The sequence below is a fragment of the Lysinibacillus parviboronicapiens genome (assembly GCF_003049575.1).
Lineage (GTDB): Bacteria > Bacillota > Bacilli > Bacillales_A > Planococcaceae > Lysinibacillus > Lysinibacillus parviboronicapiens.
In genome coordinates, this window is sequence record NZ_PYWI01000029.1 from 15,002 (window position 1) to 33,902 (window position 18,901).

Genomic DNA, 18,901 nt, shown 5'->3' on the forward strand with positions numbered 1-18,901 from the left:
TAGAGAAGGGAAGATACGAGCATGCCAACACAATACGAGGCAGGCACGTTTGATGTAATTGTAATTGGTGCAGGCCATGCAGGCTCAGAAGCTGCTTATGCTGCTGCCAAAATGGGTGCTAACACACTGATGCTAACAATTAATTTAGATATGATTGCCTTTATGCCATGTAATCCATCAATTGGTGGTCCTGCTAAAGGAATCGTCGTCCGTGAAATTGATGCACTTGGTGGCGTCATGGGAAAAGTTATCGATAAAACGCATATACAAATGCGCATGCTAAATACAGGAAAAGGTCCTGCTGTACGTGCATTACGTGCACAAGCAGACAAAGTATTGTACCAACATGAGATGAAACGTGTATTAGAAGAAAATGAAAATTTAACAATTCACCAAGCAATGGTGGAGGAACTGATTGTAGAAGAAGGCGAAGTAAAAGGGGTAATCACTCAAATCGGCGCCATTTATCGTGCTAAAACAGTTGTTGTCACTACAGGCACATTCTTACGTGGTGAAATTATTATCGGAGATGTGAAGTATTCAAGTGGTCCAAATAACCAACAGCCATCAATTGGCTTAGCAGATAATTTAAAAGATCTAGGTTTTGAGCTTGTGCGCTTTAAAACCGGTACACCTCCACGTGTGAACAATCGAACAATTGATTATTCTAAAACAGAGATGCAACCAGGAGACGATGTACCACGTGCATTTAGCTTTGAAACTACTGAATTCATCATGGATCAACTACCGTGTTGGCTAACTTATACAAGTTTGCAAACGCATGAAATTATTGAGGCCAATTTACATCTTTCACCGATGTACTCAGGCATGATTAAGGGCACAGGTCCACGTTATTGCCCGTCAATTGAAGACAAAGTTGTGCGATTTAATGATAAGCCGCGCCATCAAATTTTCTTAGAGCCAGAAGGTCGCAATACTCGTGAAGTGTATGTACAGGGATTATCAACAAGCTTACCTGAGCATGTGCAAAAACGTTTAGTACAATCTATTCCTGGTTTAGAAAAAGCAGAAATGATGCGTGCAGGCTATGCAATTGAGTATGATGCAATTGTGCCAACACAATTATGGCCAACATTAGAAACAAAACGCATTAAAGGCTTGTATACAGCTGGTCAAATTAACGGAACATCAGGTTATGAAGAAGCTGCTGCACAAGGTTTAATGGCAGGGATGAATGCCGCTGCAAATGTACTTGGTAAAGAAGAATTGATTTTAAGCCGTTCAGATGCTTATATTGGGGTACTAATCGATGACCTAGTTACAAAAGGGACAAATGAGCCGTACCGTTTACTGACATCTCGCGCTGAATATCGTCTGCTACTTCGCCATGATAATGCTGATTTACGTTTAATGGAGAGAGCATACAAGATTGGGATGCTTTCTGAAGACCGTTTTTCAAAATTCACGGAGAAAAAGGAACTTATTGAAAATGAAATAGCCCGTCTTCGTGAAGTCATTATTAAACCAAATGAAGCAACACAATCTGCCATCCGCTCTGTCGGTGGTAGCGAACTTAAAGATGGCATTCGGGGAGCAGATCTGTTAAAACGTCCTGAAATGCATTATGATTTAATTTCTTCTTTAATACCAGCTGATATTGAATTTACGGATGAAGTGAAGGAACAAGTTGAAATTCAGTTAAAATATGAAGGTTATATTGAAAAGGCATTGCAACAAGTTGAAAAGCTTCATAAAATGGAGAATAAAAAAATCCCTGAAAATATTGATTATGATGCAATTTCGGGTCTAGCTACTGAAGCACGACAAAAATTAAAACAAGTAACGCCACTTTCTCTTGCACAAGCATCACGTATTTCTGGCGTAAATCCAGCAGATATTTCAATTTTACTAGTTTATATTGAACAAGGTAAAATTGCGCGTGTAAGCGGCGAATAATAGAGCAACAGTAAAGTGAATAAGAGGCGGGCATACCTTTGTGCCCGCTTCCTATTTTTAAAAAGGAGACTTTACATGAACGAACAACAATTTATTGAGGCATTAAAGGAGAAGGGCATCGAACTTTCTGACAAGCAAATCGCGCAATTTAAGAAATATTTTGAACTGCTTGTAGAGTGGAATGAGAAGATGAACTTAACGGCTATTACGGATATAGAGGGCGTTTATTTAAAACATTTCTACGATTCGATTAGTGCCTCATTTTATTTTGATTTTACACAAGTAACAACTGTATGTGATGTTGGTGCAGGTGCTGGCTTCCCAAGCATTCCGATTAAAATCTGTTTCCCACATTTACATGTAACGATTGTAGATTCTTTAAATAAACGAATAACATTTTTAAATCATTTGAGCGATGAATTACAATTAGAGCATATGCACTTTGTCCATGCTCGTGCAGAAGAATTTGGACAAAATGTAAAATATCGTGAGCAATTTGATGTTGTCACAGCTCGCGCAGTAGCACGTTTGTCAGTATTGTCCGAGCTATGTGTACCATTAGCAAAACAAGGTGGCTATTTTGTTGCTTTAAAGGCCGCAGCAGGCGCAGAAGAATTGAAAGATGCCAAAAAAGCATTGGCTACATTTGGCGTGACACTAAGAGAAGAATTTTCTTTCCTTCTACCTGTTGAAGAAAGTGAACGAACTTTATATATATTTGATAAAATAAAAGGAACACCGAAAAAATATCCGCGTAAACCAGGTGTACCAAATAAAACACCAATTCAATAATTAGTGTTTCATGTGAAACTTCTCAAGATGGAAAATAATTTTTCTATTTTGAGCATACATACTAGTTAGGGATGGTTCACGCAAATGACATCTATGAACTATATACATTTTAGGAAATATAATAAATAATAATAGAATGACACAGAGCAAGATAGTTACTTAAAGGTGGTGCCACTTGGATGAAAAGTCCTTTTTCACGTTTTTTTGGAGGCGGAAATAAAGCAGAGCCTATTGTGAAAAATGAAGTAGAACAAGCAGAGGCGGTTCATGCTGCAGAAGAGGTCATTAAGCTTCCAATCGATCAAATTGTGCCAAACCGTTTTCAGCCACGTACTATTTTTGATGATGAAAAAATTGAAGAATTATCAAGAACCATTCATACACATGGTGTAATTCAACCAATTGTTGTACGTAGTACAGCAGAGAATCAATATGAAATCATTGCTGGTGAGCGTCGTTATCGAGCAATGAAAAAGCTACAATGGACAGAAGTTCCCGCGATTGTACGAAACTTAAGTGATAAGGAGACAGCTTCCATTGCGTTAATTGAAAATCTTCAACGTGAAGAGTTAACTGCAATTGAAGAAGCGGTAGCCTATCAAAAATTATTAGAGCTTCATGAGCTTACACAAGAAGCACTAGCCCAACGACTTGGAAAAGGACAATCCACGGTAGCCAATAAATTACGTTTATTAAAGCTTCCTGAAGAAGTGCAGCAAGCTATTTTGAAGCGCAGCATTTCAGAAAGACATGCACGTGCATTAATTGCTATTAAAGATCAGCCGCGACAATTAGAAATTTTACAGCAAACGCTTGACAATGATTGGAATGTTCGTCAGTTAGAAGAACATATTCATATGTTATTATTCCCTGAGGCAGTGGAACAGGAAGAAACAACTCCGAAAAAGGCTAAGCCAAAGAGAAAGGCTATTAGTAAAGATGTTCGTATTGCCTTAAATACCATCAAGCAATCGTTATCTATGGTGACGAAAAGTGGTATAACTGTAAATACTGAAGAAGAAGATACAGAGGATTATTACCAAATTACAGTAAAAATTCCTAAAAAGAAAAAGTCTTAATTGATTACCTTGAAATTATCTTAGAAAAACATTTTTCTGGAGCTACATGCTTTTTATAGGGGAGACATCTTAGTAATATTTCTAAGATGTCTCCTTTTTTGTATATATTCTTAATATTTTATACAACTCTGTTGTGTTTTTTTGATAGAATGAGAGTTAAGATAGCGGTATTAAACAATGATTTTACAAATGGATTTGTCAAAGCAAACTTTGATAGATGAAAGCAGGTGCTTTTAAATGGGTAGAATTATAGCAATCGCCAATCAAAAGGGTGGCGTAGGTAAAACAACGACATCGGTCAATTTGAGCGCTTGTCTAGCATACTTAGGAAAGAAAGTGCTATTAATTGATACAGATCCACAAGGCAATACAACAAGTGGACTGGGCATTAATAAAGGAGAAATACAAAGTTGTATCTATGATGTGTTAATTGACGATGAAAATGTTGAAAATGTCATTCAAGAAACAAATGTAGAAAACTTGTCTATTGTTCCCGCGACTATCTCACTCGCAGGGGCTGAGATTGAATTAGTGTCAACAATTTCACGGGAAGTACGTTTAAAGCACGCACTACAAGATGTAAAAGAGCAGTTTGATTATATTATTATTGATTGTCCACCCTCATTAGGACTTCTAACTATTAATGCTTTAACGGCATCGGATGCACTCATTATTCCCGTTCAATGCGAGTATTACGCATTAGAGGGATTGAGTCAATTATTGTCCACAGTACGTCTAGTGCAAAAGCATTTAAACCAGCAGTTATATATTGATGGAGTATTATTGACGATGCTTGATGCACGGACGAATTTAGGTTTACAAGTTATTGATGAAGTAAAAAAATACTTTCAAGATAAAGTATATAAAACAATTATTCCTCGTAATGTGCGACTAAGTGAGGCGCCTAGCCATGGTCAGCCTATTATCATTTATGATGCAAAATCAAGAGGTGCGGAAGTGTATTTAGAGATGGCGAGGGAAGTGATTAAAAATGGCTAAAGGTTTAGGGAAAGGCATTGGAGCGTTGTTTCCGGGAGAGTCCCTAGAACAAAGCGGACAAGTAGAAGAAGTACAATTAGAGCAAATCGTTGCAAACCCTTTTCAGCCACGCAAAATATTCGATGAAGAAACATTGCAAGAATTAGCAGACTCTATTCGAGAACATGGTATTTTACAGCCAATTGCGTTACGAAAAAAGGCTAGAAAATATGAGATCGTTGCAGGGGAACGTCGTTTTAGGGCGTCAATGATAGCCGGTTTAGATGTGATTCCAGCAATTATTAAAGAGCTAACAGATGCTCAAATGATGGAATTAGCGATTTTAGAGAATCTTCAACGTGAAGATTTAACCGTTATTGAAGAGGCTGAAGCTTATCAAAGTTTAATGGAGAATCTACATTTAACACAAGAAGAGCTATCCAAACGCTTAGGGAAGAGCAGACCACATATAGCCAATCATGTTCGTTTATTAGCTCTGCCAGCTGATGTTCGTGCCCTGATGAATGAGGGGACATTATCAATGGGGCAGGGGAGAGCATTACTGGGCCTAAAAAATAAAAGAAAAATTCCCGAAGTTGCAGTTAAGGTAATAAAACAGGGCTTAAATGTTCGCCAAGTGGAAATGCTTGTGCAAACTTTAAACGAAGAAGTTTCACGTGAAACAGTGCAGCCGAAGAAAAAGGATATATTTGTTGCGGCTAAAGAATCGCAATTACGCGATTATTTTGGAACAAATGTCCAAATTAAAAAGGCCAATAATAAGGGGAAAATTGAAATTGAATTTTACTCTGAAGATGATTTAGAGCGTATTTTAGAAATTTTGAATTTACAGGAAGAATAGAAAAAAATCCTATAATGTAATCAGAGCGCCAAAATACTAGGCGCTCTCTATTTTTCTAGAGAGGGAAGGCTAGATTGTGGTATTACTAGGGGCATTAATTAATGCATTGCTCATTATAGCAGGTGCATTAGTGGGACGTATTTTTAAAAATATTCCTGAATCAATGAAATCTACCGTATTATCGATTATTGGTTTAGCGGTTGCCTTATTAGGGATAAAAATGGGCTTTGTAAGTGATAATTTTATTATTTTAGTGGTAAGTCTAGTAGTAGGTACTGCAATAGGAGAATGGTTAGATTTAGATAAGCAGATGAATCGACTAGGCCAGTGGGTAGAGTCATTATTCAGTAAAAATCGCACGGATGACAATCAAATTAGTATCGCTGAGGGCTTTGTCACTGCCTCGCTAATATTTGTTGTTGGATCGATGGCCGTAATAGGTGCGCTCGATAGCGGTTTACGCAATGATCATAATGTGCTAATAACGAAAGGAATTATCGATGGTTTTACTTCCATTATTTTAGCATCCACTTTAGGTATCGGTGTACTGTTATCTGCAGTGCCCGTATTCATTTACCAAGGGATAATTGCCCTTTGTGCAGGCGTTATAAGTGCTTATATTCCAGATGCAGCACTACAAATGTTCATTACAGAAATGACCGCTGTTGGTGGTGTCATGATATTAGCGATTGGCTTAAATATAGCAGGCTTAACCAAGATCAAGGCTGCTAACTTGCTGCCGGGTATTGTCGTTGTCGGTATTATGGTCGGCGTCATCTATCCTTTTCAATGAATAGCGATGTGCAGCCAGTAGGAGTGCTCTAGAAAGTTTTTCAGCCATTGCATAAGAGATATGCAGCCTTGTATTTTGTAAAACAAGCATTTCCATAAAGCCTCCAATATTGACAATCCCTTTAACGGAGATGTCGCCGATTGGGGGCAATTGTTTTTTTACAGCCTTCCCAGGCAAAATAGGTCCGTTCTGTACGGCGATATGGCCAATATTATGTTCACTTCCGAGACATGCATCAATCGCAATGATGAAAGGTTTCGTAGTATGATGGTGTAGCTGTTGTAGTGTGGCATCTAAATTCAGGGCATGTAACGGATCTTCCAGAGATCCTACAACTTCATAGGGAAAACTAACGGATTTTTTTAGAAAGCTACCTGTTAAAGGTCCAAGTGTGTCACCTGTACAACGGTCACTACCAATACAGCAAAAAATTAGGCGCTCGTGTTGAAAAGGTATATATTCTAAAAATAATGTACTCAATTGCCAAACAGCATTTTTACTTTCATGATGAAGCGAATAAGGTAGTACTAAATCTGGTATAGTATTCATAAAAAAACTCACTTTCCTTTTTATTTGTAAGAAGTGCTCAATTTTTATGCAGTATACGCAAATTTTTAGCAAGTTATTCAAGAGGTGGTAATAATGGAATTTAACACAAAAATGCTGGAGAGATATTACAATAAACTGACATCAGAAGCATTCTGGGAGAAGGTTGTTGATGCAACTGTTGAGATTGCATTAATCTTAATTGTATCGTTGATTGTTGTACGTTTAGGTAAAAAGTTTATCAATAAGGTGTTTTTATTACGTATGCGTTCACCGCTGAACCACTCAGAGCGTCGTCAACGCACAATTGCTAGATTACTACAAAGTGTCATTTCTTATGTGGTGTATTTCTCAGCAATTATTGCAATTTTGTCCTCATTAAATATTAAAGTTGCAGGTCTACTTGCTGGAGCTGGAATTGTCGGTTTAGCTGTCGGTTTTGGTGCACAGAGTTTAGTGAAAGATGTTATTACAGGGTTTTTTATTATTTTTGAAGACCAATTCGGTGTAGGGGATTATATTAAGATTAATGCTGCAGAAGGAACCGTTGTAGAAATTGGTCTCCGTACAACGAAAATTAAAGGTGCAACAGGGGAGCAGTTTATTATCCCTAATGGATCAATTGGAGAAATCATAAATTATTCTGTAAACAACTCTAAAATATTTATAGATTTACAAATGACAACAGATGCGAATTTTGAAAGGGCTGAAGCCATTATCAATAAATATTTAAGTACACTTCCTGAAGTACATGAAGAATTGGTAGCAGTACCTGCATTTTTAGGTGTGCAAAACGTCAAAGGTACCGAGGTAACCATTCGTATTGCTGCGGAAACATTGCCACAACAACAATATGGAGTGGCACGAACTATTCGTCGTGATGTGACGAAGTTATTTGAGGAAAATAATATTCCAATGGCCTATCCAAACATGATGCTGTATGGTAATAGTGGAAAAGAAGAAAGGAGAAACGAATAAATGGAAGCAAAACAATTTGGTTTGAATGATATTGTTGAAATGAAAAAACAACATCCATGTGGCACAAATGAGTGGAAAATTATTCGTATGGGTGCGGATGTACGCATTAAATGTGAAGGGTGTCAGCACAGTGTGATGATTCCACGTCGTGAATTTGAGAAAAAAATGAAAAAAGTGTTAAAATACGCGAATGAAGCTTAACTTTAAGGTGAATTAGACTTTTTAATAGCGAATCAATATAATAGATAAGGTTATAAAGTGAATCATGAATTACTGATGCTGCCGATTATAGCTAAGAACGCTAAGTCTTGTGGCTACGCCTTATAGTGACCGACATAATGTTGGTCTGTAGTAGTGGGTGCTTTTAGGTTAGTAAACGCCCACTTAATCAGCTTGCGTAGTATTCATTATGCAGTGGTTCTTAGTACCGGATGAAAGAGCAAATTTGAACAGAACATAGAAAGGTTGTGTCCATGCATGGCATTAACAGCTGGAATCGTTGGTTTACCAAATATTGGGAAATCGACATTATTTAACGCAATTACAAAGGCAGGAGCATTAGCTGCTAACTATCCATTCGCAACGATTGATCCGAACGTAGGTATTGTCGAAGTACCAGATGCGCGTTTAGATAAACTAACTGAATTAGTAATACCTAAAAAAACAGTCCCAACGGCTTTTGAGTTTACGGATATCGCTGGTATCGTAAAAGGTGCATCTAAAGGAGAGGGTTTAGGGAACAAATTCCTTGCTCATATTCGAGAAGTTGATGCCATTTGCCAAGTCGTACGTTGCTTTGTAGATGAAAACATTACGCACGTATCAGGTGGAGTTGATCCGATAGACGATATTGAAGTTATTAATTTGGAACTGGCACTTGCTGATTTGGAATCTGTTGATAAACGTATACAGCGCGTAAGCAAAATGGCAAAACAAAAAGATAAAGATGCAATGGTGGAAGAACCAATCCTTCTAAAAATTAAAGAAGAACTTGAGAACGGTAGACCAGCTCGTGCTGCTGAGCTTTCAGAGGATGAGCTAAAGGTTATTAAAGGTCTACATCTATTAACAATTAAACCAATGCTTTATGTTGCCAATGTTTCGGAAGAAGAAGTTGCAGATGCAGATAATAATGAATATGTACAAAAGGTACGTGAATATGCATCAGCTGAAGGTGCTCAAGTAATTACAATTTGTGCAAAAATTGAAGAAGAAATTTCAGAGCTTGATGATGAAGAAAAAGCTATGTTTTTAGAAGAGCTAGGTATTAAGGAATCAGGCTTAGATCAATTAATCCGTACTTCTTATGATTTGCTAGGTCTGGCAACTTATTTCACAGCGGGTGTACAAGAGGTACGTGCATGGACATTCCGTAAAGGCATGAAGGCGCCACAATGTGCTGGTGTTATTCACACGGACTTTGAACGTGGATTCATTCGTGCGGAAACAGTTGCTTTTAACGATTTAGTAGAGGCTGGTTCTCAGGCTGCAGCTAAAGAAGCAGGTAAAGTACGTCTAGAAGGTAAAGAATATATCGTACAAGATGGCGATATTATGTTATTCCGTTTTAACGTCTAACAATTGGTGAAAGGGCAATCTCAAAAGATTGTCCTTTTTTGGCTATATAATTATCTGAATTTTCATTTTCTAAGGAGGCGTATTATGAATATATATCAAATCAAAGATGTGGTTTAGACATAGAGCAACAAGGTGAAAAGTAGTTATGGTCATTGGGTACATAGCTTTCCATTTGGTGCTTTTGCTGAAGCTTCCTTTTTAAATGTTTGTCTAGGTATAACAGATAATTTTTTAGAAGAGGCATCAATTTTAGTTAAACAAAAAAACAATGAAATACAGCTGTTGTTCATAAAGCAGCAACTAAAGCACTTTAAACAGATTGAAACGCAATTTTATACGATGTTGTCTGCATATTGGCAGCAACATAAGCAAGGACATCAGTTAACCGACGAAGAGTTGCAGCACTTTTCACAGATTAACAAAGAAAGTGCTGTAGCTTGTGTGAATATTGCTAATAGCATAATTCGAAGCCTTGGTATGGATGCAATAATAGAGACATCTACGATTAATCGTATTTGGCGAAATCTGTGCACGGCGGCTCAACATGGGTTTTTAACACCATAATTTTGGCCCATTAATCCTGTTTGGATAACTCTTTTTTGTGTGTAGGATACACATATAGCTTTGGGTATTGAGGATCATCCTGTACAAGCGCATCTTTTGGGTATTTACGTAATTCTTTGTACATGGCAAAATCGCCAACAGCTCCTGCTATTAAAAAAGCACCAACTAGTAGCAACACAGTACTGTTGAAATAAAATCCGGCAATTGTCGGTAAGATACCAGTTGTCCAAAATGGTAGCAACAATGCTTTTTTCATTGCATGATTAGGTAGTGGCTGATCAGTTGTTGCATAAGCCACACCAAGTTCTAAATTAACCCCATATTTCAAGGATTTAAACGGCACACCACCAAAGAGCATAAAGCCAATGAGATGAGAGGTTTCATGGAGTATAATAAGTACAATGTAGAGGACGACAAATAATATGCTCGCACTAAACGTCCCCCAAAATGAAAATTGGAAATCTTTTAAACAAATATATTGTATGGCTATAAATAATATGACAAGACCAGTCGTGACAACAATATTATCCATCATTAGTTTTTTTATATCTAATTCAATCACAACAGGTTGCTTATCTGGTAGCATAAAAACGCCCCCTCTATGAACTTACTTACATATATTATATCCAATGAATTCTTTGATTGCGACTTGAAAGACATATATCTATGTGTTACAATTCATTGATGTGAGTAATAATTATTACTTGCTCCTTGCTCCCTGTAAACAGGAGAGCCTGAGTCCATAAGGAGGTGTAAACAGATGAGAAAATACGAATTAATGTACATCGTACGTCCGAACATTGAAGACGAAGCGAAGAAAGCTTTAGTTGAACGTTTCAACGAAATCTTAACTTCTAACGGTGCTGAAGTCATCGAAGCAAAAGAGTGGGGCAAACGCCGCTTAGCTTACGAGATCCAAGACTTCCGCGAGGGTTACTACCAAATCGTAAAAGTAAACGCTACTTCAGAAGCAATCAACGAATACACACGTCTTGCTAACATCAGCGAAGATATCATTCGTCACATTGCAGTGCGCGAAGAAGCAAAATAATTTTAAACAAAATGCTGAAAAGGAGGTTGTATTCTGATGATAAACCGTGTCGTACTAGTTGGAAGACTAACAAAAGATCCCGAGCTACGCTACACACCAAATGGTATTGCGTCTACTCGATTTACAGTTGCTGTAAACCGTACATTCTCAAACCAACAAGGTGAAAAAGAAGCAGATTTCATAAGTTGTGTTGCTTGGCGTAAACAGGCTGAAAACTTAGCGAACTTCATGAAAAAAGGAAGTTTGATTGGAGTAGAAGGTCGTATCCAAACAGGCAGTTATGAAGGACAAGATGGTAAGCGTGTATATACAACTGATGTTGTTGCAGATAGCGTACAGTTTTTAGAACCTCGTAGTGGTGGAGGTGCTCCAGCATCTAACCAATACGGTGGACAATCTTACGCAAATAGCCAACCGTCATATGGCGGTGGTCAACCACAACAACAGTTTGGTGGCGCAGCGCCTCAGCAAGGTTCGTTTGGCGGCGGTTCTTATCAGCAAAACCAACCACCAATGAATCAGCCGAACTATACACGTGTAGATGAAGATCCTTTTGCTAACAGCAAGGGACCGATTGAAGTATCAGAGGATGATCTTCCATTCTAATTCTTTTATCTACAAAAACTATAAACTTATAAGGAGGAGACAACACTATGGCACCACGTCGCGGAGGCCGCAAACGCCGTAAAGTTTGCTATTTTACATCTAATAACATTACGCATATCGACTATAAAGATGTGGATTTACTTAAAAAATTCATTTCTGAGCGCGGTAAAATTTTACCACGTCGCGTAACTGGCACTAGCGCTAAGTACCAACGTAAATTAACTTCAGCTATCAAAGTTTCTCGTATTATGGGATTACTTCCATTCGTATCTGAAGACAAATAAGATTGATGTCGCCAGGGTTTAGACCCTGCATCAATTTCTAAACCAGCATATTTCGATATTCGTATCGGGATGCTGGTTTTTTGTTGTGACTAGCCCTCCTTAAACATATTTTTAACTTTAGGAAGTGGACTAGTTATTATGTTTGCAGTTTCAGATATGTAACTACTACGGCAAATGTTGAGGCACATTCGAAATGGAAAAGGATTTCGATTTTCTACAAAAAAAGCCCTATGAATGGAAGAAATTTTGTAAATGTGTGTGAACGACACTTTAGCCATTTGTTCTACAAAATTAAGCACGAAGTAAGTAGTTGTTCTTAGCGTTTTTTGTTCAAGAACGTGAAAAAATGGTACAATAAAGTTTAGAAAGTTTGACTGAACAAAAAGGAAGGTTTTTAATGCCGAATAATCAAACCAAAGCGCTTGTACAAGGCTCAATGATGGTCGCAATTTTTACGATATTAATGATTATCTCTGCGTATATCCCATTTATGTTTATGATAGCCTTATTATTTGCCCCATTACCGATTGCTTGGTATAGCGCAAATTACAAGCGTTCCTCATCAATGCTCGTAGCTGTTGTAGGCTGTATTTTAACTGTTTTAATGAGTGGCGTTACTATGCTACCGTTCGCCTTTACCATGGGCTTGCTTGGAGTAGTAATAGGCAATGCGATTCATCTAGAGAAAAGCAAACTTTATTTACTCATGTCATCAGGTATTGCTGTACTATTATCAACTGCGCTAGTCTATCTTGCTTATGTGCGTTTAGCAGGCATTAACATGATTGATATGAGTTTGGACATCGTTCGTGAAAATTATGAGCAATCGAATGAGCTCGCTAAAAGTATAACTGGGCAGGTAGCGATTCAACCAGAACAATTAGAGGTAATGTTTAGAACAATTGAACTGACAATCCCTGCAGCAATAACGATTTTTGCATTTATGGTAGCATTCATTATAATTACGTTGAATTTACCTATTTTAAAACGCTTAGGTCTAGCTGTGCCAAAATTTCCACCATTTCAGAATATGCGTTTACCACGGTCTGTTTTATGGTACTACATGATTGTTTTATCCATTAATTTATTTATACGTCCAGAATCTGGAACAATGTTAGATATAATTGTTTTAAATGTGTCTTATATTTTATGGCTATTATTAATCCTACAAGGGATTTCTTTTATCCATTATTTCATGTCCAAAAAAGGAATGCCAAATGCTGTGAAATGGATCGCCAGTTTATTAGCTATACCATTATCATCATTCATGATTTTACTAGGTATTGTGGATTTAGGTTTTGACGTACGTTCACTTGTTAAAGGGAAGACTAAAGACTAAGGGGCTGATCTCATGGGGACTTTTAGAAAACGACCAATCCGCTATCCGCTTTTTGTTCTTTCTATTTTTGGCATTGTGACGTTCGTACTTCTATGTATTTGGAATATTGGAATAGGACTCGGTTATGGAATAGGTTTTGTTCTGATAATGGTTTATACATGGAAAGTTGAACAGGTTACTTTTGAAGAAACAGAAAAGCATATCGAGTCCATTTCCTTCCGCATGAAAAAGGTTGGAGAGGAAGCATTGCTTGAAATGCCAATTGGCATTTTGCTAGTGAATGAACAATTTGAGATTGAATGGTCGAACCCATATATGCAAGGCGTCTTAAATATGGAGACATTAGTGGGCGAAGGGATTGTTAATATATCTGATGATATATATGTGCTGATGAAGACCGAAGAAACAAAGGAAGCAACTATTACCCTTCGTGACCGTAAATATCGAGTGTTCTATAAAGAAGAAGAGCGTTTGTTATACTTCTTTGATGTAACTGAGCAAATAGCGATTGAAAAACAGTATTTCGCAGATCGTACAGTTATTGCAATTTTATTTGTGGATAATTATGACGAAATTACGCAAGCGATGGACGATCAACCTCGTAGTTTAACAAATACGATGGTGACATCGATTGTTAATGATTGGGCTGCGGAACATGGAATCTTTGTAAAACGTATTTCATCGGATCGTTTTTTAGCGGTATTAAATGAATCAATTTTAACAGAACTTGAAAAGAAGAAATTTGCTATTTTAGATACAATTCGTGAAAAAACAGCACAGAAAAATCTATCATTAACGCTTAGTATTGGTGTTGGTGCAGGCTCATCTTCCTTGGTGGAACTTGGTGAGTTAGCACAATCAAGTCTTGACCTCGTTTTAGGTCGCGGTGGTGATCAGGTAGCCATCAAGCAACCTACAGGGAAGCTCAAATTCTATGGCGGAAAAACGAATCCTGTAGAAAAACGTACTCGTGTTAGAGCGCGTGTCATTTCACATGCGCTGCGTGATTTGATCCAAGATAGTGATCAAGTGTTTGTCATGGGACATAAGAATCCTGATATGGATTCCATTGGTGCCTCTGTAGGTGTACGTAAAATGGCACAAATGAATGATGTAAAAGGCTATGTCGTTATCAACTTTGACGAATTAAACGGCAGTGTAACGCGTTTAATGAATGAAATTGAAAGAAAGTCTGATTTCTATGAAAACTTCTTAACACCAGAAGAGGTTGCAGCAAAAATGACGGAAAAATCCTTGCTCGTTATTGTTGATACACATAAACCAAATTTAGTGATAGATCCATATTTATTAAAATTAGCAGAAAAGGTCGTTGTTATTGACCATCACCGCCGCAGTGAGGATTTTATAGAAAATCCAACACTGGTTTATATGGAACCATATGCTTCATCCACAGCTGAGCTGGTGACAGAGTTATTAGAGTATCAGCCTAAACGTGCAAAAATTAATATGCTAGAAGCCACTGCATTACTAGCTGGAATTATTGTCGACACAAAGAGTTTCACACTGCGTACAGGTGCTCGTACCTTTGAGGCAGCTTCTTATTTACGAACGAACGGTGCTGATACAGTTTTAGTCCAACGTTTATTAAAAGAAGATGTGGATACGTATATTGAACGTTCGAAAATAGTGCAAACTGTGAAGTTCGTGAAGCCAGGTGTTGCCATTGCTGTAGGTGAAGATTCGAAAGTGTATGATTCTGTCTTAATTGCACAAACGGCAGATATTTTACTAACAATGAAGGATGTTAGTGCTTCATTTGTCATTGCACACCGTTCAGATGGCTTGATTGGCATTAGTGCAAGATCACTTGGAGAAATCAATGTCCAGCTTATTATGGAAAAGCTCGGCGGTGGCGGACATTTAACGAATGCAGCCTGCCAAATTGAAGCTCTTACTATTGATGAAGTGAAAAAATATTTAGAAGAGGCCATATTTGAGGTACTCGAAGGGAGTTCAGAATCATGAAAGTAGTATTTTTAAAAGACGTTAAAGGTAAAGGGAAAAAAGGGGAAATTAAAAATGTAGCAGATGGCTATGCACAAAATTTCCTTATAAAAAACGGCTTTGCTGCAGAAGCTAATGCACAAGCTATGAGTCAATTAGAAGGTCAAAAAAAATTAGAAGAAAAAAATGCAGCAGCAGAGTTAGCTGAAGCACAAGCATTGAAAGAAAAAGTAGAGACTTTAACAGTGGAGCTAAAAGCAAAATCAGGTGAAGGTGGCCGACTATTTGGTTCGGTTTCTACAAAGCAAATTGCTGATGCACTACAAAAAGTACATGGCATTAAAATTGATAAACGTAAAATGACTTTAAATGATGGAATTCGTGCATTAGGTTTTACAAATGTACCTGTGAAACTACACCATGATGTAACAGCGACATTAAAAGTACATGTAACGGAAGAATAAGGGGCGACTATCCATGAGCGAACCGATGATGGACCGCGTTCCACCGCATAACCGGGAAGCGGAGCAATCGGTTATCGGTGCAATTTTCTTAGAACCACAAGCTTTAATTACGGCATCAGAAATTCTTCTAGCAGATGATTTTTATCAAAATGCACATAAGAAAATTTTTGAAACAATGCTGCGCTTAAGTGATCAGGGAAAAGCGATAGATGTTGTAACAGTTACTGAGGAATTATCAGCAAAAAAAGAGATTGAAGACGTTGGCGGGCTATCTTATATACTAGAGCTCGCCAATGCTGTCCCTACGGCTGCTAACGTTGCCCACTACGCTAAAATCGTAGAAGAGAAAGCTTTATTGCGTCGTTTAATACGAGTAGCTACTAAAATAGTGGAAGATGGTTATACACGGGAGGACGAAGTAGAGGCACTACTTGGCGAAGCTGAGAAGAAGATGATGGAAGTTGCCAATCGTAAAAACGCAGGTGACTTTAAGCATGTCAAAGACGTCTTAGTAGAGACCTTCGATAATATCGAGCAGTTACAATCACGTAAGGGCGATGTAACGGGTATTCCTACAGGTTTCCGTGATTTAGACCATATTACGGCTGGCTTCCAGCGTAATGACTTAATTATTGTGGCGGCGCGTCCTTCTGTAGGGAAAACTGCCTTTGCACTTAATGTTGCGCAGAGTGTAGCAGTACAAGCACGTGAAAATGTTGCTATATTCTCGTTAGAGATGGGTGCAGAGCAATTGGTTATGCGTATGCTTTGTGCAGAAGGGAATATTGATGCCCAAGTTTTACGTACGGGTGCTTTAACAACTGAGGATTGGGGTAAACTAACTATGGCAATGGGTAGTTTATCGAATTCAGGTATTTTTATTGACGATACACCAGGTGTACGTATCAATGAAATACGAGCAAAGTGTCGTCGTTTAGCACAAGAGCATGGCCTCGGTATGATTTTAATCGACTATTTACAGTTAATTCAAGGTAGTGGTAAACCAGGTGAAAACCGTCAACAGGAAGTATCAGAAATTTCGCGTTCATTAAAAGGATTGGCGCGTGAATTAAAAGTACCTGTTATCGCATTATCACAGCTTTCACGTGGCGTTGAGCAACGACAAGATAAACGACCAATGATGAGTGACTTACGTGAATCGGGAAGTATTGAGCAGGATGCCGACATAGTTGCATTCTTATACCGTGATGATTACTACGATAAAGAATCTGAAAGTAAAAATATGATTGAAATTATTATTGCTAAACAACGTAACGGCCCGACCGGTACTGTAACTCTTGCATTTAAAAAGGAATTCAATAAATTTATTAACGTGGATTGGTCACAAATGCCACCACCACCACCACGTGATTAGTTATCCCGCATTAACGATCAGTAAGAGGCCATCTCTAGGAAGGCCACAACTGACCGTAAAAGCCCGATTGGTTCAACTAACAAGCAGTGGGGAGAAAGAAAACCCACTGATTGAAGTTTCACTTTATCTGGAAATGAGATAATATTCATATCATTCCGTCATTAAACACGAACGTTAAATCATGGCAATTGATTTTATGTTCGTGTTTTTGGCTATTTTTTGTTGACTAGGGGTTTCTATCATTGTTACAATAATTAACGCTTGATAAATGAGATGCAGTAAGTATCTAACGGAGGTGCTGATTATGACATCAGTTGTAGTTGTAGGAACACAGTGGGGAGATGAAGGGAAAGGCAAAATTACCGATTTCCTTTCACAAAAGGCGGATGCAATCGCTCGTTTTGCAGGTGGTGATAATGCAGGACATACCATTAAAATTGATGGTGAAACATATAAACTACATTTAATTCCATCGGGTATTTTCTATAAAGAAAAAACATCAGTAATGGGAAATGGTATGGTTGTTAATCCAAAGTCGCTTGTAACAGAACTAAAAGGACTACAGGAGCGTGGCATTGAGACAGATAATCTTCGCATTTCTAATCGTGCGCATGTTATTTTGCCATATCATATTAAACAAGATATCGCGGATGAAGAAAGCCGTGGCGATAATAAAATCGGTACAACTTGCAAAGGAATTGGTCCATGCTACCAAGATAAAGTTGCACGTATCGGAATCCGTATGGCTGACCTGTTAGATAAAGAAATATTTGAAGAAAAACTACGTCATAATTTAGCCATTAAAAATAAATTATTCGAGAAGTTTTATGAAGTTGAAGGTATTTCATTCGAAGAAATTTTCGAGGAGTATTACGGCTATGGGCAAGAAATTGCTAAGTATGTAACTGATACTTCAAAAATTTTAAATGATGTATTAGATGAGGGCGGTAAAGTATTATTTGAAGGAGCTCAAGGTATTTTACTTGATGTCGATCAAGGTACTTACCCGTTTGTTACTTCTTCAAATCCTGTTGCAGGTGGAGTAGCTATTGGTGCTGGTATTGGCCCATCACTTGTTTCTAGTGTCATTGGTGTATGTAAAGCTTATACGTCACGTGTAGGAGATGGCCCATTCCCAACAGAATTATTTGATGATGTTGGTCAGCAAATTCGTGAAGTTGGTCGCGAATATGGTACAACAACGGGACGTCCTCGTCGTGTAGGTTGGTTTGACACGGTTGTCGTACGTCACTCACGTCGTGTAAGTGGTATTACACATCTTGCGCTTAATTCAATCGATGTTTTGTCTGGTTTAGAGACAGTAAAAATCTGTACAGCCTATAAATATAAAGATGAAACGATTACAGAATATCCAGCCAATCTTCATATTATCGAACAATGTGAACCTATTTATGAAGAACTTCCAGGATGGTCAGAAGATGTAACAGGTTGCCGAACACTAGAAGAGTTACCAGAGAATGCACGACGTTACGTAGAGCGTGTGAGCGAACTAACAGGCATTCAAATTGCTACCTTCTCTGTCGGTCCTGCTCGTGAACAAACGAACGTTTTAGTAGATATTTGGGAAGCATAATTTTAAAAGAAAGCAATGGTACAGACACCATTGCTTTCTTTTTCATATTGTGGCCTTTCGTGAATTTTGGTAAGCACATGCATCATCTGGAATAACATTGGTTTATGCTAAAAATAAAATATAAACGTAACTTATA

At 37.9% G+C, this 18,901-nt stretch carries 20 protein-coding genes; 18 read left to right on the forward strand and 2 right to left on the reverse strand.

Annotated elements, in window-relative coordinates; genetic code table 11:
* Positions 1 to 21: 21 nt before the first annotated feature.
* From mnmG to C9J35_RS18915, 6 genes are all read left to right on the forward strand, one after another.
* On the forward strand, positions 22 to 1,917 hold the full coding sequence (gene mnmG / locus C9J35_RS18890; RefSeq protein WP_107925945.1) for a tRNA uridine-5-carboxymethylaminomethyl(34) synthesis enzyme MnmG: 1,896 nt from the start codon (positions 22 to 24) through the stop codon (positions 1,915 to 1,917).
* 75 nt (positions 1,918 to 1,992) lie between these two features.
* Positions 1,993 to 2,709, forward strand: a complete 717-nt coding sequence (gene rsmG, locus C9J35_RS18895; RefSeq protein WP_107925947.1) for a 16S rRNA (guanine(527)-N(7))-methyltransferase RsmG — start codon at positions 1,993 to 1,995, stop codon at positions 2,707 to 2,709.
* Between the two features lie 179 nt (positions 2,710 to 2,888).
* Entirely contained in the window at positions 2,889 to 3,788 is a 900-nt protein-coding gene (gene noc, locus C9J35_RS18900; RefSeq protein WP_107925949.1) for a nucleoid occlusion protein, read from the forward strand.
* Positions 3,789 to 4,025: 237 nt separating this feature from the next.
* Positions 4,026 to 4,787 carry a ParA family protein gene (locus tag C9J35_RS18905; protein ID WP_054768478.1) on the forward strand — a complete coding sequence of 254 codons (762 nt, stop codon included), beginning with the start codon at positions 4,026 to 4,028 and terminating at the stop codon, positions 4,785 to 4,787.
* Positions 4,780 to 5,628 (forward strand): ParB/RepB/Spo0J family partition protein, encoded by an 849-nt coding sequence (locus tag C9J35_RS18910; RefSeq protein ID WP_107925951.1) that lies wholly within the window; start codon positions 4,780 to 4,782, stop codon positions 5,626 to 5,628. Before C9J35_RS18905 ends, C9J35_RS18910 begins: the two co-directional genes overlap by 8 nt.
* 76 nt (positions 5,629 to 5,704) lie before the next feature.
* Positions 5,705 to 6,421 carry a DUF554 domain-containing protein gene (locus C9J35_RS18915; RefSeq protein ID WP_107925953.1) on the forward strand — a complete coding sequence of 239 codons (717 nt, stop codon included), beginning with the start codon at positions 5,705 to 5,707 and terminating at the stop codon, positions 6,419 to 6,421.
* Here C9J35_RS18915 and yyaC read toward each other — a convergent pair.
* Positions 6,338 to 6,970 (reverse strand): spore protease YyaC, encoded by a 633-nt coding sequence (gene yyaC, locus C9J35_RS18920; protein ID WP_107925955.1) that lies wholly within the window; start codon positions 6,968 to 6,970, stop codon positions 6,338 to 6,340. The two genes, C9J35_RS18915 and yyaC, sit on opposite strands and share 84 nt — an antisense overlap.
* A gap of 93 nt (positions 6,971 to 7,063) precedes the next feature.
* Between yyaC and C9J35_RS18925 the strand changes: the two genes are divergently transcribed.
* From C9J35_RS18925 to C9J35_RS18940, 4 genes are all read left to right on the forward strand, one after another.
* Positions 7,064 to 7,945: a mechanosensitive ion channel family protein gene (locus C9J35_RS18925; RefSeq protein WP_054768477.1), complete on the forward strand. Its 882-nt coding sequence runs from the start codon at positions 7,064 to 7,066 to the stop codon at positions 7,943 to 7,945.
* Complete coding sequence (locus C9J35_RS18930) at positions 7,946 to 8,146, forward strand: DUF951 domain-containing protein (RefSeq protein WP_107925957.1); 201 nt, start codon at positions 7,946 to 7,948, stop codon at positions 8,144 to 8,146.
* A 276-nt stretch (positions 8,147 to 8,422) separates the two neighbouring features.
* Complete coding sequence (ychF, locus tag C9J35_RS18935) at positions 8,423 to 9,523, forward strand: redox-regulated ATPase YchF (RefSeq protein WP_107925959.1); 1,101 nt, start codon at positions 8,423 to 8,425, stop codon at positions 9,521 to 9,523.
* Between the two features lie 132 nt (positions 9,524 to 9,655).
* Positions 9,656 to 10,087, forward strand: a complete 432-nt coding sequence (locus C9J35_RS18940) for an acyl-CoA dehydrogenase family protein (RefSeq protein WP_107925961.1) — start codon at positions 9,656 to 9,658, stop codon at positions 10,085 to 10,087.
* Positions 10,088 to 10,097: 10 nt separating this feature from the next.
* On the opposite strand, the gene C9J35_RS18945 is transcribed toward C9J35_RS18940, so the two are convergent.
* Positions 10,098 to 10,673 (reverse strand): DUF3267 domain-containing protein, encoded by a 576-nt coding sequence (locus tag C9J35_RS18945; RefSeq protein ID WP_107925963.1) that lies wholly within the window; start codon positions 10,671 to 10,673, stop codon positions 10,098 to 10,100.
* A gap of 174 nt (positions 10,674 to 10,847) precedes the next feature.
* Here C9J35_RS18945 and rpsF point away from each other — a divergent pair, with 174 nt between their 5' ends.
* From rpsF to C9J35_RS18985, 8 genes are all read left to right on the forward strand, one after another.
* On the forward strand, positions 10,848 to 11,138 hold the full coding sequence (gene rpsF / locus C9J35_RS18950) for a 30S ribosomal protein S6 (protein WP_054768474.1): 291 nt from the start codon (positions 10,848 to 10,850) through the stop codon (positions 11,136 to 11,138).
* Between the two features lie 36 nt (positions 11,139 to 11,174).
* Complete coding sequence (gene ssb, locus C9J35_RS18955; protein WP_054768473.1) at positions 11,175 to 11,744, forward strand: single-stranded DNA-binding protein; 570 nt, start codon at positions 11,175 to 11,177, stop codon at positions 11,742 to 11,744.
* 47 nt (positions 11,745 to 11,791) lie between these two features.
* Positions 11,792 to 12,028, forward strand: coding sequence for a 30S ribosomal protein S18 (rpsR, locus tag C9J35_RS18960; protein ID WP_024364646.1), 237 nt, complete (start codon positions 11,792 to 11,794; stop codon positions 12,026 to 12,028).
* 397 nt (positions 12,029 to 12,425) lie between these two features.
* Positions 12,426 to 13,367, forward strand: a complete 942-nt coding sequence (locus C9J35_RS18965) for a YybS family protein (protein ID WP_054768472.1) — start codon at positions 12,426 to 12,428, stop codon at positions 13,365 to 13,367.
* A 12-nt stretch (positions 13,368 to 13,379) separates the two neighbouring features.
* Positions 13,380 to 15,353, forward strand: coding sequence for a DHH family phosphoesterase (locus C9J35_RS18970; RefSeq protein ID WP_107925965.1), 1,974 nt, complete (start codon positions 13,380 to 13,382; stop codon positions 15,351 to 15,353).
* Entirely contained in the window at positions 15,350 to 15,796 is a 447-nt protein-coding gene (gene rplI, locus C9J35_RS18975) for a 50S ribosomal protein L9 (RefSeq protein WP_107925967.1), read from the forward strand. The genes C9J35_RS18970 and rplI overlap by 4 nt, the downstream gene beginning before the upstream one ends.
* A 13-nt stretch (positions 15,797 to 15,809) precedes the next feature.
* Complete coding sequence (dnaB, locus tag C9J35_RS18980; protein ID WP_107925969.1) at positions 15,810 to 17,171, forward strand: replicative DNA helicase; 1,362 nt, start codon at positions 15,810 to 15,812, stop codon at positions 17,169 to 17,171.
* Positions 17,172 to 17,475: 304 nt separating this feature from the next.
* Positions 17,476 to 18,765: an adenylosuccinate synthase gene (locus tag C9J35_RS18985; RefSeq protein WP_054768471.1), complete on the forward strand. Its 1,290-nt coding sequence runs from the start codon at positions 17,476 to 17,478 to the stop codon at positions 18,763 to 18,765.
* Positions 18,766 to 18,901: the final 136 nt, after the last annotated feature.

Excerpts from the sequence above, each read along its gene's own strand:
- mnmG (WP_107925945.1), top strand. The coding sequence starts at position 22 with ATGCCAACACAATACGAGGCAGGCACGTTTGATGTAATTGTAATTGGT.
- rsmG (WP_107925947.1), top strand. The coding sequence starts at position 1,993 with ATGAACGAACAACAATTTATTGAGGCATTAAAGGAGAAGGGCATCGAA.
- noc (WP_107925949.1), top strand. The coding sequence starts at position 2,889 with ATGAAAAGTCCTTTTTCACGTTTTTTTGGAGGCGGAAATAAAGCAGAG.
- C9J35_RS18905 (WP_054768478.1), top strand. The coding sequence starts at position 4,026 with ATGGGTAGAATTATAGCAATCGCCAATCAAAAGGGTGGCGTAGGTAAA.
- C9J35_RS18910 (WP_107925951.1), top strand. The coding sequence starts at position 4,780 with ATGGCTAAAGGTTTAGGGAAAGGCATTGGAGCGTTGTTTCCGGGAGAG.
- yyaC (WP_107925955.1), bottom strand. The coding sequence starts at position 6,970 with ATGAATACTATACCAGATTTAGTACTACCTTATTCGCTTCATCATGAA.
- C9J35_RS18925 (WP_054768477.1), top strand. The coding sequence starts at position 7,064 with ATGGAATTTAACACAAAAATGCTGGAGAGATATTACAATAAACTGACA.
- C9J35_RS18930 (WP_107925957.1), top strand. The coding sequence starts at position 7,946 with ATGGAAGCAAAACAATTTGGTTTGAATGATATTGTTGAAATGAAAAAA.
- ychF (WP_107925959.1), top strand. The coding sequence starts at position 8,423 with ATGGCATTAACAGCTGGAATCGTTGGTTTACCAAATATTGGGAAATCG.
- C9J35_RS18945 (WP_107925963.1), bottom strand. The coding sequence starts at position 10,673 with ATGCTACCAGATAAGCAACCTGTTGTGATTGAATTAGATATAAAAAAA.
- rpsF (WP_054768474.1), top strand. The coding sequence starts at position 10,848 with ATGAGAAAATACGAATTAATGTACATCGTACGTCCGAACATTGAAGAC.
- ssb (WP_054768473.1), top strand. The coding sequence starts at position 11,175 with ATGATAAACCGTGTCGTACTAGTTGGAAGACTAACAAAAGATCCCGAG.
- rpsR (WP_024364646.1), top strand. The coding sequence starts at position 11,792 with ATGGCACCACGTCGCGGAGGCCGCAAACGCCGTAAAGTTTGCTATTTT.
- C9J35_RS18965 (WP_054768472.1), top strand. The coding sequence starts at position 12,426 with ATGCCGAATAATCAAACCAAAGCGCTTGTACAAGGCTCAATGATGGTC.
- C9J35_RS18970 (WP_107925965.1), top strand. The coding sequence starts at position 13,380 with ATGGGGACTTTTAGAAAACGACCAATCCGCTATCCGCTTTTTGTTCTT.
- rplI (WP_107925967.1), top strand. The coding sequence starts at position 15,350 with ATGAAAGTAGTATTTTTAAAAGACGTTAAAGGTAAAGGGAAAAAAGGG.
- dnaB (WP_107925969.1), top strand. The coding sequence starts at position 15,810 with ATGAGCGAACCGATGATGGACCGCGTTCCACCGCATAACCGGGAAGCG.
- C9J35_RS18985 (WP_054768471.1), top strand. The coding sequence starts at position 17,476 with ATGACATCAGTTGTAGTTGTAGGAACACAGTGGGGAGATGAAGGGAAA.